The 17,075-nt window shown below is 37.8% G+C and carries 13 protein-coding genes; 4 read left to right on the forward strand and 9 right to left on the reverse strand.

All coding sequences use genetic code 11. The features are described 5' to 3' along the window. The first annotated feature begins 5 nt into the window (after window positions 1-5). The 4 genes from FJR04_RS10625 (at window position 6) to FJR04_RS26150 (ending at window position 10,268) form a co-directional block, all read left to right on the forward strand. Window positions 6-4,319 (forward strand): PAS domain S-box protein, encoded by a 4,314-nt coding sequence (locus FJR04_RS10625; RefSeq protein ID WP_168494418.1) that lies wholly within the window; start codon window positions 6-8, stop codon window positions 4,317-4,319. A 27-nt stretch (window positions 4,320-4,346) separates the two neighbouring features. Then, entirely contained in the window at window positions 4,347-5,552 is a 1,206-nt protein-coding gene (locus FJR04_RS10630; RefSeq protein ID WP_168494420.1) for an EAL domain-containing response regulator, read from the forward strand. Window positions 5,553-5,711: 159 nt separating this feature from the next. Further along, complete coding sequence (locus tag FJR04_RS10635; protein WP_168494422.1) at window positions 5,712-6,080, forward strand: phosphomannose isomerase type II C-terminal cupin domain; 369 nt, start codon at window positions 5,712-5,714, stop codon at window positions 6,078-6,080. Window positions 6,081-6,104: 24 nt separating this feature from the next. After that, window positions 6,105-10,268 carry a PAS domain S-box protein gene (locus FJR04_RS26150; protein WP_254445260.1) on the forward strand — a complete coding sequence of 1,388 codons (4,164 nt, stop codon included), beginning with the start codon at window positions 6,105-6,107 and terminating at the stop codon, window positions 10,266-10,268. A 50-nt stretch (window positions 10,269-10,318) separates the two neighbouring features. Here the strand turns inward: FJR04_RS26150 and FJR04_RS10660 are convergent, their stop codons facing one another. The 9 genes from FJR04_RS10660 to dndD all read right to left on the reverse strand — a co-directional run bounded on the left by FJR04_RS10660 (window position 10,319) and on the right by dndD (window position 16,954). Beyond that, the gene (locus tag FJR04_RS10660) at window positions 10,319-11,077 is read right to left on the reverse strand and encodes a HEAT repeat domain-containing protein (RefSeq protein ID WP_168494646.1); all 759 of its coding nucleotides are present in this window, start codon (window positions 11,075-11,077) and stop codon (window positions 10,319-10,321) included. Between the two features lie 90 nt (window positions 11,078-11,167). After that, window positions 11,168-11,656: an N-acetyltransferase gene (locus tag FJR04_RS10665; protein ID WP_168494424.1), complete on the reverse strand. Its 489-nt coding sequence runs from the start codon at window positions 11,654-11,656 to the stop codon at window positions 11,168-11,170. A gap of 4 nt (window positions 11,657-11,660) precedes the next feature. Further along, window positions 11,661-11,831 carry a hypothetical protein gene (locus FJR04_RS10670; protein WP_168494426.1) on the reverse strand — a complete coding sequence of 57 codons (171 nt, stop codon included), beginning with the start codon at window positions 11,829-11,831 and terminating at the stop codon, window positions 11,661-11,663. A 124-nt stretch (window positions 11,832-11,955) separates the two neighbouring features. Continuing rightward, window positions 11,956-12,360 (reverse strand): ABC transporter permease, encoded by a 405-nt coding sequence (locus FJR04_RS10675; RefSeq protein WP_168494428.1) that lies wholly within the window; start codon window positions 12,358-12,360, stop codon window positions 11,956-11,958. Next, complete coding sequence (locus FJR04_RS10680) at window positions 12,345-13,634, reverse strand: AmpG family muropeptide MFS transporter (RefSeq protein WP_168494429.1); 1,290 nt, start codon at window positions 13,632-13,634, stop codon at window positions 12,345-12,347. Before FJR04_RS10680 ends, FJR04_RS10675 begins: the two co-directional genes overlap by 16 nt. Window positions 13,635-13,694: 60 nt before the next feature. After that, a complete protein-coding gene (gene dndE / locus FJR04_RS10685) occupies window positions 13,695-14,090 on the reverse strand; it encodes a DNA sulfur modification protein DndE (protein ID WP_168494431.1) in 396 nt (131 codons plus the stop codon). Window positions 14,091-14,204: 114 nt separating this feature from the next. Further along, entirely contained in the window at window positions 14,205-14,654 is a 450-nt protein-coding gene (locus FJR04_RS10690; RefSeq protein ID WP_168494433.1) for an HNH endonuclease signature motif containing protein, read from the reverse strand. Window positions 14,655-14,656: 2 nt separating this feature from the next. After that, entirely contained in the window at window positions 14,657-14,935 is a 279-nt protein-coding gene (locus FJR04_RS10695; RefSeq protein WP_168494435.1) for a hypothetical protein, read from the reverse strand. Window positions 14,936-14,965: 30 nt separating this feature from the next. Next, a complete protein-coding gene (gene dndD / locus FJR04_RS10700; RefSeq protein WP_168494437.1) occupies window positions 14,966-16,954 on the reverse strand; it encodes a DNA sulfur modification protein DndD in 1,989 nt (662 codons plus the stop codon). Window positions 16,955-17,075 lie beyond the last annotated feature (121 nt).

Genomic DNA, 17,075 nt, shown 5'->3' on the forward strand with positions numbered 1-17,075 from the left:
TAAAAATGAACACAATTTGGTCCGATCTCAAAACCTGGATAGAGAATTTTTGTCTGCGATTTCCTAAGTCTAAATTTATACATTGGCTAAGAAATAGTTATGTTTCTATAGATAGTGAAAAACGCTTTTGCTTTCTAGCCGAATCTATCCCCCAACAAGTCTGGATTGCTGATATTGAGGGCAGTATTGAATATGTGAATGAAAGAACCCTAAATTACTTTTGCTGTACCAAAGCAGAGATTCTGGGCTGGCAATGGTTAGAAATGGTACATCCTGACGATGTATCAACAACTCTGACTGCTTGGAATTATGCCTTAGTAACAGGCACAAATTATGAAATTGAATTTCGTCTTTACGATAAAGCTTCCCAATCCTACCGTTGGCATTTAGGACGGGCTGTACCTTGGAAAAATCAGCAAGGTCATATTATCAATTGGTTTGGAACAAATACAGATATTCATGACCGATTATCAGCAGAAATTTCCTTGCAAAATAGTGAACGCCGGTATAAAACTATTGCCGCAATCTCACCAGTAGGAATATTTCATACAGATGCTTTAGGCAATTGCCGTTATGTTAATGACCGTTGGTGCGAAATTACTGGTATCAACAGAGAAACAGCCCTGAATATGAGTTGGATTAATACTATTCACCCAGAAGACCGAGAACGAGTTGAAGCTGAGTGGTATCATGCTCTGACACAAAAGCGGCCATTTCGTTCCAAATACCGTTTTCAGCGTTCTCATGGAGAAGTAACTTGGGTTTTAGGTCAGGCTGTAACAGAGATAGATACAGAAGAAAAAGTTATTGCTCATGTCGGTACTATCACTGATATCAGTGATTCTAAACAAGTTGAGGAAGCTTTAGCTGAACGGTTGCGATTAGCTGATTTGCAAGCTGATATAGATGCTATTTTAACCCGGTCAGAAAGTTTAGAAACGATGCTGCGCGGTTGTACGGATATTTTAGTTCAACATCTTGATGTTGCTTTTGCTCGAATTTGGATACTCAATCAAAAAAATAATATCTTAGAGTTACAAGTCAGTTCGGGAATGTATACCCATATTGATGGATTTCATAGTCGCATACCTGTGGGTCAATTAAAAGTTGGTTTAATTGCTCAAGAGGGTAAATCTTATTTTACGAACTCTGTACCAAATGATCCGCAAATTAGTGATCAAGAATGGGTAAAAAGAGAGGGAATCATGGCTTTTGCTGGTTATCCCTTAATTCTTGACGGTGAAACTATAGGAGTAATTGCTATATTTTGTTGTCAAAAAATTAGCGAACTTATTTTTAATGCTTTGGCTATTTTAGCAGATGAAATAGCCTTGGGTATTCAACGGAAAAAAACGGAAATTGCCCTGAAAGAAAGTGAAGAACGTTTTCGCAATTTAGTCGAAACTAGCAATGATTGGATTTGGGAAGTTGATCAAAATGCTGTTTATACCTATGTAAGTCCCAAAGTTTACAATATTTTAGGTTATGAAATCAAAGAAATGCTGGGTAAAATTACTTTTGATTTTATGTCATCAGCACAAGCAGAAAATATCAATAATGATTTTGCAGAAATTTTTATCTCACCACGACCTTTTCAATGTTTGGAAAATTTGCAAATTCATAAAAATGGTTATCAAGTTATACTAGAAACTAGTGGAGTTCCTATTTTTAATGTTGCAGGACAATTCTGTGGTTATCGTGGCACAAGTCGAGATATCACCCTTCAGAAACAGGAAGCAGCCAAGTTAAAAGAAACTCAGCAGTGGCTTCAGGCAATTTTAGATAATTCTCCAACAGTGATCTATGTCCTAGATCCTGAAAATAGATTTATTTTAGTTAATCGGCAATTTAAAATCCTATTTAATCTGACTCAAGAGGATATTGTTGGTAAGCATTTGGATGATATTTTTCCTGTTGATGTTGTCAATCGTTTTGCTGAGTATAATTTTCAGGTATTATCATCTGGTATTCCTCAAGAAAGGGAGGAAATTGTGCCTTTAGCAGATGGAATTCATACATATTTATCTGTTAAGTTTCCTTTGAAAGATGTTAATGGTATTTCCTATGCTTTATGTGGAATTTCTACAGATATTACGGAGCGAAAACGATCAGAAGAATATTTCCGGTTATTAATTGAAAGTGTTAAAGATTATGCAATTTATATGCTAGATCCTCAAGGACGGGTAATGAGTTGGAATTCTGGTGCAGAATGTATTACTGGATATACAGCATCAGAAATTATTGGCAAAGATTTCTCCTGTTTTTTCCCTCCAGAAGATATTTTGAATTCTCTCCCCCGTCAACAATTAAATAGAACAGCTATAGAGGGACGTTGCGAATGTGAAAGTATTTTTGTTCGCAAGGATAATTCTGAGTTTTGGGCAAATTGTATTTTAACGGCTTTGTATGATGATTTTGGCAACTTACGCGGTTTCTCAAAAGTGACCCGTGATATTACAGAACGCAAGTTAGCAGAAAAGTCTTTATTGCGGTTACAAAAGGCGATAGAAAGTACAAGTGATGCTATCAGTATTGCCGATATTAGTGGAAAAGCAATTTATGTTAATCCCGCTTTTACGGAAATATTTGATTATACATTTACTGAGTTAAATGAACAGGGCGGATTATCAGCTAATTTTAAAATTCAGGAAGTATTTCAAACAGTATTTAGCACTGTCCAAAAAGGTGATTCTTGGCGTGGGGAAGTGACAATGGAAACCCGGAATGGTCAGGCTGTACAAATTCATTTATGCACAGATGCGATTAAAGATGCTACCGATACAATAGTTTCTTTTGTCAGTATATATACAGATATTACCCAACGAAAATTAATAGAAGAAGATTTGCGATTAAGTAACCGAGCGATCGCTGCTAATAGTAATGGTATTATCATCGTTGATGTGACTACTGCCCATAAACCCATTATTTATGTCAATCCTGCTTTTGAAAAGATGACAGGATACCTAGCAGCAGATGTCATTGGTCAGAGTTTTCCTCTCTTCACTGATATTCATATTAATCAATCTAGTTTAGCACAACTCACTGCTGCTATAGAAACAGGACAAGATTGTACTGTAATTTTACGTAATTCATCTCAAAATGGTAACTTATTTTGGCATGAATTAAATATTTCTCCTGTTTATGATCATCATCATCTGATTACTCACTATATTGGTATTCAAACTGATATCACTGAACGTAAACAAGCAGAAATAGCATTACTTGTCAGTCAACAACGATTGCAATATTTACTCCATTCCAGTCCCGCTGTCATCTATACTTGCAAAGCTCATGGTGATTATGGTGTTACCTTCATGAGTGAAAATGTTAAATCCATTATGGGTTATGAAGCTAGTGAATTTGTAGCAGGATCTGATTTTTGGTATAGTCATATCCACGCAGAAGATAGAGAATATGTAATTACCGAAATGTCAAACATCGTACAAAGACAAGGAGAGTATATTCTAGAATATCGCTTTTTACATCAAGATGGTGTTTACCGTTGGGTATATGATCAAGGTAAAGTAGTATTAGATCAATCTGCTAATCCCATCGAAATAGTTGGTTATTGGGCTGATATTACAAATCGTAAACAATTGGAACAAGAACTAATAGTAGCACTTGAGAAGGAAAAAGAACTAAATGAACTAAAATCCCGTTTTATCTCCATGACTTCCCATGAATTTCGCACACCTTTAAGTACAATCCTTTCTTCCTCTGAGTTGTTAGAACACTACCGCCACCGCTGGACCGAAGAAAAACAACTAACTCATCTTCGTCGTATTCAAATGGCTGTTCAACGCATGGCAGAAATGTTAAATGATGTTTTAGTCATTGGCAAAGCGGAAGTAGGTAAATTAGAATATAAACCTATTTATATTGATTTGGTTGCTTATTGTCATCAATTGCTAGAAGATGTAAAATCCCATGGAAATAATCACAAAATCATTGATTTTAATTGTCAATATCAATCTATCCCCTGTTACATGGATGAAAAATTACTTAGTCACATTCTAACTAATCTCCTTTCTAACGCTATTAAATATTCACTTCATGCCGATATTGTTAAATTCACCCTTATTTGTCAAGAGGGAAAAGTAATATTTGAAATTGAAGATCAAGGAATTGGCATTCCGGAAGCAGATATCTCTAGATTGTTTGAATCTTTCTATCGTGCTGGTAATGTTGGTAATATCCTGGGGACTGGACTAGGACTAGCAATTGTCAAAAAATGTGTTGATATTTATCAAGGGGAAATTTCCTTCACCAGTCAAGTTAATGTTGGTACTAAGTTTACTGTTACTCTGCCTTTAAATTAAAAAAATCATAATCAAATGAGGTGAATTATGCCGAAAATTTTAGTTATTGAAGATGAAGAATCAGTGCGGGAGAATCTACTAGATTTACTAGAAGCTGAAAATTTTGAAACTGTTGTCGCTGCTAATGGCAAAATAGGTTTAAATATGGCTATGTCGGAACAGCCAGATTTAATTTTATGTGATATGATGATGCCAGAATTGGATGGCTATGGTGTATTAACAGCTTTGCGTCAAGATCCTTTGACAGCAACTGTTCCTTTTATTTTTTTGACCGCTAAATCAGCTAAATCTGATTTTCGTCAAGGGATGAATATGGGCGCTGATGATTATCTCACTAAGCCCTTTACTAGGAATGAATTATTAAGTGCTATTCTCAATAAATTAGAAAAATATGCAAATCTCAGGAAGCATTTATCAGCTATTGCTAATAAGTTAACACCGAGAATGCAGATAGTTATAGAAAATTTACACCAAACAATTAAAGAAAAAAATTTTGCAGGTTTTGAAATTAACTATCAACCAATTGTTGATATTAATACTGGTAGAATTACATCAGCAGAAAGTTTATTACGCTGGCAAAGTACAGAGTTAGGAAGAGTTTCACCACAAGAGTTTATTCCTTTAGCCGAGTCGAATGGGTTAATTATTGATATTGGTAAATGGGTTCTAAATACAGTTTGCAAGCAAATGCGAATCTGGCAAGATGCAGGTATTTATGATTTAACCATAGCCGTGAATCTATCGGCAATTGAATTTAATCAACCAGAGTTGATTACTAAAATTATGTATTTGATATCTAGCAATAATATTCAACCAAATTGTCTAGAACTGGAATTAACAGAAACAATGATTATGGAAGATGTTAATGGGGCAATTAAGGCTATGAATACATTGCGTTCTCTAGGAGTGAAAATCGCCATTGATGATTTTGGTGTTGGTAATAATTCCTTGATTTCTCTCAAGCAATTACCAATAGATACACTCAAGATTGACCGCGATTTTGTCCAAAATATTAATACGGATTACCGAAAATCTGCAATTACAAAAAACTTAATTCGGTTGGGGCATGAACTTAATCTTAAAATTATTGCTGAAGGAGTAGAAACTGAAGAAGAATTAGCATTTTTACGAGAAAACAATTGTGATTCTATTCAGGGCTTTATCTGTAGCCCAGCTTTACCTGCGCTAGAATTTTATAAGTTGTTAATTACGAATAAATCTTTATCTATTTAAGGAGTTAGTTGTCAGTTGTTAGTTGTCAGTTGTCAGTTGTTAGTTGTCAGTTGTCAGTAGAAAGAAAATCACCAATTCCCAATTCCCAATCACCAATCACCAATCACCAATCACCAATCACCAATCACCAATTCCCAATTCCCAATCACCAATTATAAAATGGAAACTAAATCTAATTCGAGTATAAATTCATCCCATACAGGCGATCGCTATTGGGGCTATGTGGAAGTTATAGAAGAGGGCGCAAATTATCGTATCAGTCGGGTAGAAATTAAGCCTAGACACGGCATAAAATCACAAATCCATTATCATCGTCATGAACATTGGGTAGTGGTTTCTGGCGTGGCTAAAGTGACTTGTGGTGATGAGGAAATATTACTCAATCACAATCAATCAACCTATGTACCAGCAGCAACACTGCATAAAGTAGAAAACCCTGGTACGATTCCCTTAGTAATTCTAGAAATCCAAAATGGAGAATATTTAGGTGAAGATGATATAGAACGTCCAGCGGAGGTTAACGAGTAATTTTAAACAAGTTAAAATTTGCCAATGAATAATGCTTCCTTCAACTGGTTTGCCAAAAAATTAGCAAAATTGCAACTAAGAACCTTCTTGATAGTGCCGTTTGTTTTGCAAACGATGGGGATAGTTACATTAGTAGGCTACTTGTCATACCGCAGCGGACAGGAATCTGTAGAGAAGCTGGCTGATCAGTTGATAACAGAAGTAGGCGATCGCATTGATCAACATTTAGATAGTTATTTAGGAAAAGCCCAGGAAATCAATCGTATAAATGTAGATGCTTTCGAGTCCGGAATCTTAGACTTGAATGATTTTAATAAACTAGGTAAATATTTTTATCATCAGGTGCGATCGCTCAATTTTACATACATCAATTTTGGTAGTCAAAAAGGAGAATTTATTGGTGCTGGTTATGGCATAGATAATAAACTAGGAATTGCTGAAATTCCCATATCTGACATCAGCAAAATCCGCTCCTACTCAGTAGATGATCAGGGTAATCGGCTAAAGTTAGAATATGAGGTTAAAAACCCACAAACTAATAATACTGCTTGGTATTTAGATGCCGTCAAAGCTGGTAAACCGATCTGGAGTTCCATTTACACTTGGGGAGATTTACCGAACCACATCAGTATTTCCGCCAGTACACCTGTCTATGACAAGCAGAAAAATTTGTTAGGTGTATTCGGTATTGATTTAGAACTCTCGCAAATTAGTCAATTTCTGAAAACACTGGATCAGAGAAGATCAAATCACATCTTTATTATTGAACAATCAGGGCTAATTGTTGCTAGTTGTGAGGATGAATCCCCTACTCCCATCATCAATGGTAAAGCAACAAGACTCACAGCCTTAAATAGCAGTGAACCGATGATCCGCGATGTGACGCAGGATTTAATACAGCGGTTTGGCAGTTTGCAAGCTATTTCTCAGCCACAAAGTTTCCGCCCTGCTTTAGAACAAAAACCCTTTGTCAGAGTCACACCCTACCGCGACGATTACGGCTTAAATTGGCTCGTAGTGACCGTAATTCCCGAAACGGAATTTATGGCAGAAATTCATCGGAATGCCCATAGAACCATTTTAATTTGTGGTTTGGCGTTGATAATTGCTATTGGCACAGGTAGCTTCACTGCATACTGGATAGCTCAACCGATTTTAAGGCTAATTCAAGCTAGTCAAGCAATGGCCAAAGGAGATTGGCAAGAGTCTTTATCTGAGGATATAGTGGCCGTAGAAATAGCCGAATTGAAGGTTTTAGCAACGTCTTTTAACCAAATGTCGGCTCAAGTGAAAAAAGCCTTTCAGGAATCCGAAACAAAATTTTCAACCATTTTTCACACAACTCCTAGCCCCGTTTGGATTGCTACCTTAGCAGAAGGAAGATGTTTAAATATAAATGAAAGTTTTTGCCAGTTTTGGGGAGATACTCCAGAAAATATCATCGGCAAAACCTGCATTGAATTAGGATTGTGGTTAAATTTAGAAGATTTGCACCACTTCAGACAAACCCTAATTAATCAAAGAAAATTTCTGAATTTTCAAGTAAATATTTGCACCTACTCTCAACAAATTAAAACTGTTCTCATCTCTGCTCAGGTAGAATGGTTGGATGGGCAAGATTGTATTATTGGTGTGATTAGGGATATTACTGATCTCCATAATGAGCTTAGGTTACGCCAACAAGCCGAACAAACTTTATTAGAAAGTGAACACCGATTTAGAAGTTTATTTGAAAATTCCCCCGTTGCTTATCAGTCTCTCGATGAACAGGGATGTTTTATTGATGTCAACTCGCAATTGTGTGACTTATTGGGATACACCCAAACAGAATTAATTGGTCGAAGTTTTGGGGAATTTTGGTCACAGAAGACACAATCTTATTTTCCCGAAGCATTTGGATATCTCAAGTGTAATAGATATGCAAATGCAGAATTGTACCTAACCAAAAAGGATGGTAGTGAAATATTTGTTCTCCTGGAAGGTCGCGTTCAGCAGGATGTAGATGGTAAATTTGTGAGAACACATTGCGTTATCTACAATATCACCGAACGCAAGTACATGGAGGAGGCATTACAGTATAACCAGAATTTATTAGAAACATTAGCATCTAATATTCCGGGAACAATGTATACCCTTGTCCAGCATTCTGATCAATCTTTGACTTTTGAATATGTCAGTGTGGGTTGCCGATATCTTTTAGAATTAGAACCAGAACAAATTTTAGAAAACGCTAATCTTTGTTGTGAACAAATTCATCCTGATGATCTAGTTGGATATAATCTTGCTGCTGCCATTAGTGCCAAAAATCTCCAGCCATTGTTTTACGAGTGGCGAATAATTACACCTTCTGGCAAACTGAAATGGGTGCAAGCAAACTCTCGTCCAGAACTGCGAGAGAATGGTGATATTATTTGGCATGGTGTTTTGCTCAATATCACTAAGCGGAAACAGGCAGAAGCCGCGCTGAAAGAGAGTCAGCATTTCATTGAACAAATTACGGAACTAACACCAAACTTACTTTATATTTACGATCATATTGAACAGCAAAATGTTTATATGAATCGCTCTGTGGGGGAAATATTGGGTTATTCTGCGGCACAAATTCAGGAAATGGGAGCTAATTTGTTTCCTATAATTTGTCATCCTGATGATTTGAATCTGGTCTATAATTCCATACAACAGCTTTATCGTTTGCAAGATGGTGAGTTCGTGGATACAGAGTATCGAGTCAGAAATGCTCAAGGACAATGGCGTTGGCTTTATAGTCGAGATATGGTGTTTTCTAGAACTGGGGATGGTAGGGTAAGGCAAAATTTAGGAACATCCCAAGATATTACTGATCGTAAACAAACAGAGTTAGAACTCAGAAAAAGTCGAGATTTTAAAGAAGCTATTTATAATGAATCTACCGATGGAATTTTTCTGGTTGATGTTCCAGATCCATTTATTCTTGATTGCAATAATCGCGCTGTGGAAATGTTTGAAGTTGCCAGTAAAGAAGATTTAATTGGCACTAAGGGGCAGACTTGGCAAAAACAGCAATTTACTGATGAGGAATTGGTAATGATTGCTGAAGATGTAGCTAAGTTGGGTTTTTGGAGTCGAGAAATAGAATATATTACTAAAAAAGGTCGGAATTTCTGGGGCAATCTGGCAGTAAAACGCATTAATATCGCGGGTAAAGTTATTGATTTGGTGCGAGTTACAGATATCAGCAACCGTAAGAAAATAGAATTAGCGTTGCTGAAAAGTGAGAAGCGGTTAAAAGAGATTTCTGCATCTTCTCCAGGCGTAATTTATATTACAGTTAGAAGATTAGACGGCTCTTGGTATTACGAATATATGAGTCGTGCATTTGAAGATATTCATGAAATTTCTGTGGAACAAATACTAGAAAATCCTCATCTTTGCTTTGAGCAGTTCCATCCTGATGATTTGGCTGGTTATGGAGAAGCGGTGACTTATAGTATGAAAACTATGTCTCCTTTTAATTATGAGTGGCGCATTATTACCCCTTCAGGAAAAATTAAGTGGATAAAAGCTAGTTCTAGACCAGAACTGCGGGAAAATGGAGAGATTGCATATTATGGTATTGTGTTAGATGTGAGCGAACGCAAAGTAGCTGAATTAGCTTTAGAGGCAGCGGAATATAACCTCAGATTAGCAAATCAAGAATTGGAAAAACAGGTACATACTGATGGTTTAACGCAAATAGCCAATCGCCGCTGTTTTGATAGTCGGTTAGAGCAAGAATGGCAACGACTCTACCGAGAACAGCAACCTCTATCTTTACTTTTATTTGATGTTGATTATTTTAAACTTTATAACGATACCTATGGTCATCAAATGGGGGATGAATGCTTGATTAAAATCGCTGAATCCGCACAGCAGGTGATGTACCGAGCCACAGATTTGGTAGCTCGTTATGGGGGGGAAGAATTTGTGGTGATTTTACCTAATACTGATGTTGAAAGTGCGATCGCTGTTGCTGAACGAATTCACGCTGCAATTCAAGATTTAGCAATTCCTCACCGAGCTTCTGAAGCACGGGATACAGTGACTATTAGTTTGGGCATGACTAGTATAATACCTACTTCTGAATCATCACCAGCTACTCTAATTGAACAAGCAGATCAAGCTCTCTACCGCGCTAAACAGCAAGGACGCAATCAATCTGTTATTTTCTGAGTCTCCTGACTGGGCGCAGGCCCTGCGCCCCTACCTCCTGACTCCTTTTTCTAAAACCATCCGTCTTGTTCGAGGGTTTCGATTAATTGCAAACCGCGAGGATCGCCTACTCCCAGAAGTGCGGCTTTAGTATCGGCTCTGACTCCTAAATCTTTATCTTCGGCAAAGGCTTGTATTAATGCGTCAATAGCTGTGGCATAGATGACGTTAGACGGGAGTTCTTTACAAAGCTGGCCGATTGTCCAAGCGGAGTTACTTCGCACGGCAGCGATGGGATCTTGCACTAGGGCTTCGATGAGGGCAGGAATCGCGCCAACGATGGCTTCATAACCTACTTCTGTCATCTGTGCTAGGGCGCTGGCTGCCCAAAGACGGACGGCGGAAATATCGGTTCTGAGGGCATCTGTGAGGGGTGCTAAGGAACGGCGATCGCGGCAATTTCCTAAAGCCCAAACGACTCCTTTGCGAACATAACCATTCCAATCGCGGTTAAGTTGAATAATTAATGGTTCTACAGCTTCTTTTGAGGGGTTGCGTCCAATTCCATAGGCGGCACTGACTCGCACTAGGGGACAGTTATCTGTTAATAGATGAATTAGATGGGGTGTTGCTCGTTCATCTTGAAGATCACAAAAAGCACGCGCTGCTAACATCCGCTGCTGGGGCTGAGGATTTTCTAAAAGTACCAGCATTAAATCTGGATCAGGTTTTTCCACTGCTGACTCGTCAGTCAGTGGTTCTATGTGATCTAGAGGGCTTTCTAGCTCCCCTTCGGCATCGAGTAGGCTTAATTCGTATTCGTCGTACATCATGATTTCACTGTAATCCCTGGTAGGGATCAACATATCAACCCCTGTCAACTGATAATTGTCAATTTTCAATTGTCAATTGTCAATTGTCTAGAGTGATTTTACCATCCAGAGGGATTGTTCTTGATAACCGAGTTGATGATAAAGATTTAATGCGGGTGTGTTGGATAGAAATACTTGGAGGCCGATTTGGCGATTGCCTTTTTGTTTAGCCCAATTTTCTATATAATCCATCAATGCTTTACCAATGCCTCTCCGGCGATGTTCTGGGATCACGTAAAGAAGAAAAATATGCGGATGGCGATCGCCTCTAACCTGATCTATGGCATTTCCCACCCAAAGACAAGCTACGGGGGAAAATGTCTCTCCTTTGCTCCCTACACCCTGCTCCTTTGCTTCTTCATCTACCCACCATAAGGGAGTATCACGAGAAAAGTATTGTTCTACGGTATGAGCAAGGTGGGAAAAATCTTGCTCAGGAAATTGTTCTTGGTAAGTCCGCTGCATGAACTTTACCAAGAGGGCTTTATTAACAGTAGAACCTTTGCGGATTGTATAGCCGGGGATTAATACATTCAAAATTTCAGATTGGGGAAATAAAATTACTGTTTACCCAATTACTAATTATCATCCCAATAGGTGCAGGTGCAGCCATATCGGCAGGTAGAAAAATCCGGGCGCTGACAGCAACTAAGGCAAAGGCAAATATGAGAATTGCGATAAAAGGGGCAATATATTGACGAAGAATAGCCATGTTGTTGATTGTAAATAAATAGCAACAGTATTGATTCTAGCGAACTACGGAAAATAGGATAGGGACGGTTAAATAATTGACAATTGACAATTGACAATTGACAACGAACAACTGACCAATTTTTCTATGATTGTTGATCTCGATCTAGTTCATCTAAAACTCTTTCACAGTACCAATTTTCTGGCATTCCTGGATAGTTTTGCTTGGCTTGTTCAATTAATCTTTCCGCCGCTGCTACGTCTCCAGATAATCTAGCAATTAGGCGATTTTTGAGGTAATTGCCAGTTACTTCTTCGTCTACTTGGGTGGGTATGCTGGGATTAACTGTTTGTAGGGGTTCTCGTCGCAGTTGCCAAAATAAGACGTAATAGAGTGTGCCGAAAATTAGTACCAGGCTGATTGTTCCTAGAAGGGTAAGGAAGTTAAAAGCCAGGTTTTGCAGAACTAATTGTGAAAGGACATAGCCTAGTAAAAGACCTGTAACTATCAGAACAAATGTACCGACAAGAATAACTACTTGGGTTCCCATATATCTTCTTCTTCTTCAAGTCCTGGTCTAGTTACTGCCATTGGTTTAGAATTCCAAGGGGCAAACAATGGTAACAGGAGAAGTCCCGGTACAGCAGCAAAAATACTAATTATGAAAAATAATGGCCAACCTGTACTTTTTGCTAAAGAACCTGCTGGCGCAACTAGAATATCACGACTTACGGCCATAAAACTAGAAAGTAAAGCATACTGAGTTGCGGAATAACGCTGATTACACATATTCATCAAGAAGGCCACAAAGGCTGCTGTCCCTAAACCAGCACAAAAGTTTTCTATGTTGATTGTCAGTACAAGAACCTGATAATTTTTACCAACTTGGGCAAGGATGAGATAGGCTAGGTTGCTGATTGCTTGTAAACCACCAAATACCCAAAGTGAGCGATTCAGTCCAATTTTACTCAAAAATGCGCCACCTGCCAATGTCCCCACTATTGTGGCTATTAATCCCATTCCGCCTTGTATTGCCCCAATGTCGGTTTGTGTGAAGCCGGTTTGTAGTAAAAACGGCGTGGACATATTATTGACAAAGGAATCACCGAGTTTATAGAGAACAATAAATAACAGAGTGAGTATGGCTTGAACTACTCCTTGACGTTGGAAAAATTCTCCAAAGGGCAGGATGACAGCGGCGGTTAAGGATGCTGGTGGATTGATTTCTTTTGGTTCTGGTGCAAATAGGGTGGCAATAATCCCTAATGCCATACCGACTGACATTAGTAAATATACTGATGACCAAGCTATTCTATCGGCGAGAATCAGGGCTAATGAGCCTGTGAGGAGAAGGGCGATGCGATAGCCAAGGACGAATACTGCTGCACCTGCACCCATTTCTAGGGGTTCGAGAACGTCGGTACGGTAAGCATCAGCAGCGATGTCTTGGGTGGCGCTGAGGAAGGCAATAACTACGGCGTTGATGGCTAGGAATTGCAGGGCTTGTTTGGGTTGCTGTAAGGCCATGCAGGCGATCGCTATTAGTAACCCAATTTGGATGGTAATTAACCAACCCCTTCTTCTGCCTAAAAATGGCAATGTAAACCAGTCTAACAGCGGCGACCACAGAAATTTTAAGGAATATGGGACACCTACCAGGCTAAATAAGCCGATGGCGGTTAAATCTACTTTTTCAACGGTCATCCAAGCTTGTAAGGTCTTGCTGGTCAAAAATAGGGGCAACCCGGATGAAAATCCGAGTAGGATCAAGGCTGCCATTTTCTGACTACCGAAAACTCGCAGTAGGGATTTGACTGGATTCATTTTTTATAGTCATTAAGGATATTTGCAGTCATCTGGCTATACTGGCTAGACATTGCAAAATCAGGATTGTACTTTGTTTGTAGCGATCGCAATTAAATCTTCAATTTTCTTGATATTCTGATCTCCTGCTAGGTAGCCAATACCACGATGTAAGTGTAAGCGAAATTGGGTAATTAGGGTTTCTCTATCGGTATCTAAGCCGTCGTTGTAACAGCGTTGTTTGAGGGCTAAAAGCAATATATCGGCTATTTCTCCCCCAAAAACCCGCCATGTCAGTTCGACGTTGCTATCTTGGGGGATAGGTACGGGGGAGGGTGGGGTGATTTCTGCGAGGGAACGACAAAACGCCCACCGACATAATATGTTCCATTGTTCTATTTTTGTGCTGCGTTTGAGTTTGAGTAGTTGTTCTTTGGCTGTTTGGGAGAGTTTGATTCTTTCTATTGGTGATTCCATGATTTTTTGATTAACGATAGCGAAGCGTGGCGTTAGCCATACCGCAGAGGCGCAGAGGACACAGAGGGAAGAGAGGAAGAGGTAAAAAAATTTGATATTACCTCATATTAAAAGTTATTGAGAGGAAGAAATGGGATCTTCGGGAGGTGGATGACGATTAATAGTTTTATCAGCAGCACGAATATTGATAATTCTTTCTCTATTTAAATCTAGTATTGCTATGGTTGCTTTTCCTGTAGGTGTCAAACCAATAATTATTAATCCATTTTTTGACCAAATAAAATGTTCGTTCCATAAGCTTTTTCTAGGGTTGAATAATGCAACTTGATTACCGGAGTCAGGATCTATTGCTGTGAGATTATTTGATTTTCTGCGATTACAATGAAAACAGGCTAATGCTAAATTATCTATAGTATTTTTGCCATCTTTACTTAATGGAATTACATGATCTACTGTAAATAGTACATATTGCCATTTTTCTGATGCGTGACAATATTCGCATAATTCTAATGCGCGTTGACGTACTTGCTGCTGAATTGAATCTGTTATTTTCCGAGTTGACACTTTTATATAGTTTGGTGGTTTTGATTATGAGCAAAATTACGGACTATGCGATTTAGAAAACTGAGATAATCATCTATTTCTTCATAACTATCTAATTCTTGTTCTTCTTCTGGTGTCAGTTGAGAATTTTGTTGTTGCAAGAGTAATGTTTCAATGCGATTCTGGACATTACTAGAAGCACGAAAGATAGGTGTTCCTTCTTGTAACTCGATTCTGATAGCACCTTCTAAGGGTAAGGTAGCAGGTAAATTATGTAAGGTTGGTAGTAAGGGAATTGTCATATTTAACTCTGTGAAATACTAAATGATATTTTACCAAAAATAACCGGGTTTTATTGTGGTTTCTCTTTTACCGGAGTTGTATTGGAGGAGGTATTCGCGGGCTATGGCTTCGGTTTCTTGCAGGTTTTGATATTCTTTTTTTGCTATTTCGGTGTCGGTGGAAAGGAGGATTACTTGATGACTGGCTGAGGGGAAGTATCTTTCTACTAGGTTGTTACGGTGGGAGGAGTCTAGTCTTCCTAGAGGGGTGTCTATGGCGACGGGTAAGCGTCTTCCTGATACTTTGGCTAATCCCCACAAAAATGCGATCGCTAATAGTTGTTTTTCACCGGCGGAAAGGCGATGTTTGGGAACTGGTTTACCGTTTAAATCATATAATGATAAGCCGAAGGTTTTGCTATCAATAGCTATGCGATGTACTAAATCTGATTTATGTAATAAATACAGAAAACAGTTTTTTACTTCTTCTTCTAATTTATTAAGTTTTCTCAGGGTTAATCTTTCTCGAAACACTTTTAATGTTTGTTGAACTTTTAAGGCTGAATCAATAATGTGTTCGCTATTTTGATATTTGAGATTTTCTACTGTATATTCATTTAGTTCTTGTCTCAATCTTTTAGTTTCTGTTTCTAATTCTATCAGTTTTTGAGTCATTATATCTGACTGAGATTTAAGTTTATTAAATTCAGTTTGTGCTTCTTTTACTGCTTTTTGTAGTTTTGTATATTCTTCCGGTGCAGCCGCTGTTTGTACTTGTCTTTCTAAGGTGAGGATTTCTTCTTCATAATTAGTTAGTTCATCTAATTGTTTTTGGGCTGTACTTTTGGTAGTTTGCAAACGATAAGTTATATTGTCAAGTAAACTTAAACTTTCTTCATCTCCATTTAACCAAGTATTTTCTGTTGATAAATTATTGGTATATAAATTATTGATATCTTCAGCTAGAAAAGATTGAATATTAGTAAGTTTATTTGTTTCTAGATTTAATTGTTGTAGCCAATTTAATAATCTTTCATCTCTAGCAATTAATACATCTTTAGCTAATTGGATTTGTTGAGTTTTTAGTTCTTTTTCTCCTTGTCTTTGGACTTGCGATAATAAAGGACTAATTAAAGCCAATGGTAAAACATCAGCAGCTAGTTCACATAAGGACTCACGGACGTTATTACCAAGTTTGAGTTTTTCTTCTTTTTGTTGTTCTAATTGGCTACGTTCAGCGGCAATTTTACCACCTTCATTCACAAATCTATCTAAAGCTTCTTCATGAATTTTTTCTAATTCATCAACCTCAATATTTAAATTTGCTAGTTTTATTTGATTATTTTCGTATTCTTTCTGTTTTTCCTGGAGTCGGGTTTCAATTTCTTCTAATTTGGCTAAATCTTTATTATCTGCAAATTCTCGTTTTTTGCGATTTACTAATATTTCTAAATCAATTGCCAATTTATCTGCTAATTCTAAACCCAAAAGTCCGTTAATCGCATCAACAACTATGGGCGGTGGTATTTCCTGTTCTGCAAGTTCTTTAACTTGTTCACCGTCGAAGAGAAATAAGTTGGAAATACCTAAAGGTAAGATATTTTCTATATATTCATCCCAAATATTTACTAATGAATCAATTGGCCAAGTTTCATCATCTCCTAATATTCCTAAATGGTCTTTTCCGTCTTTAGGATTTTTTTCCCAAGTCCGCACAACTCGATATTTGATTGGTCTATCTTCTTCGATATGTTCAAAAACTAATTCAATTCTGGTTTTTTCTGTGGGGGTACTTTTACTATTTACACATTGGGTTAAAAAGTCACTATAACTCAAATTTCCTCTGGTTGAACATTGGGCGCGTTGTCCATATAATGCGAGGCGAATGGCATCCATTAGGGTGGTTTTTCCGCCGCCATTCATTCCCCCAAACAAGATAATTGGACGGGCGTTATCTTCGTCAATTTGGGGGTTGAGGTTGATGATTTGTTTTCCAGCATAAGGACCGAAGTTTTGCAGGACTAATTCTAGGAAGATCATGATACAATTTTGGATTTTAGATTTAAGATTTTGGATTGATATTGTTCTCTATCGGATGATTAGAGGAAGGGTAAAGATATTACTTTCTTCTCAGCCGAAGAATATAGATTAAATGAACCAC

Origin of the sequence: Anabaena sp. UHCC 0204, from assembly GCF_009711975.1 — a bacterium.
Lineage (GTDB): Bacteria > Cyanobacteriota > Cyanobacteriia > Cyanobacteriales > Nostocaceae > Dolichospermum.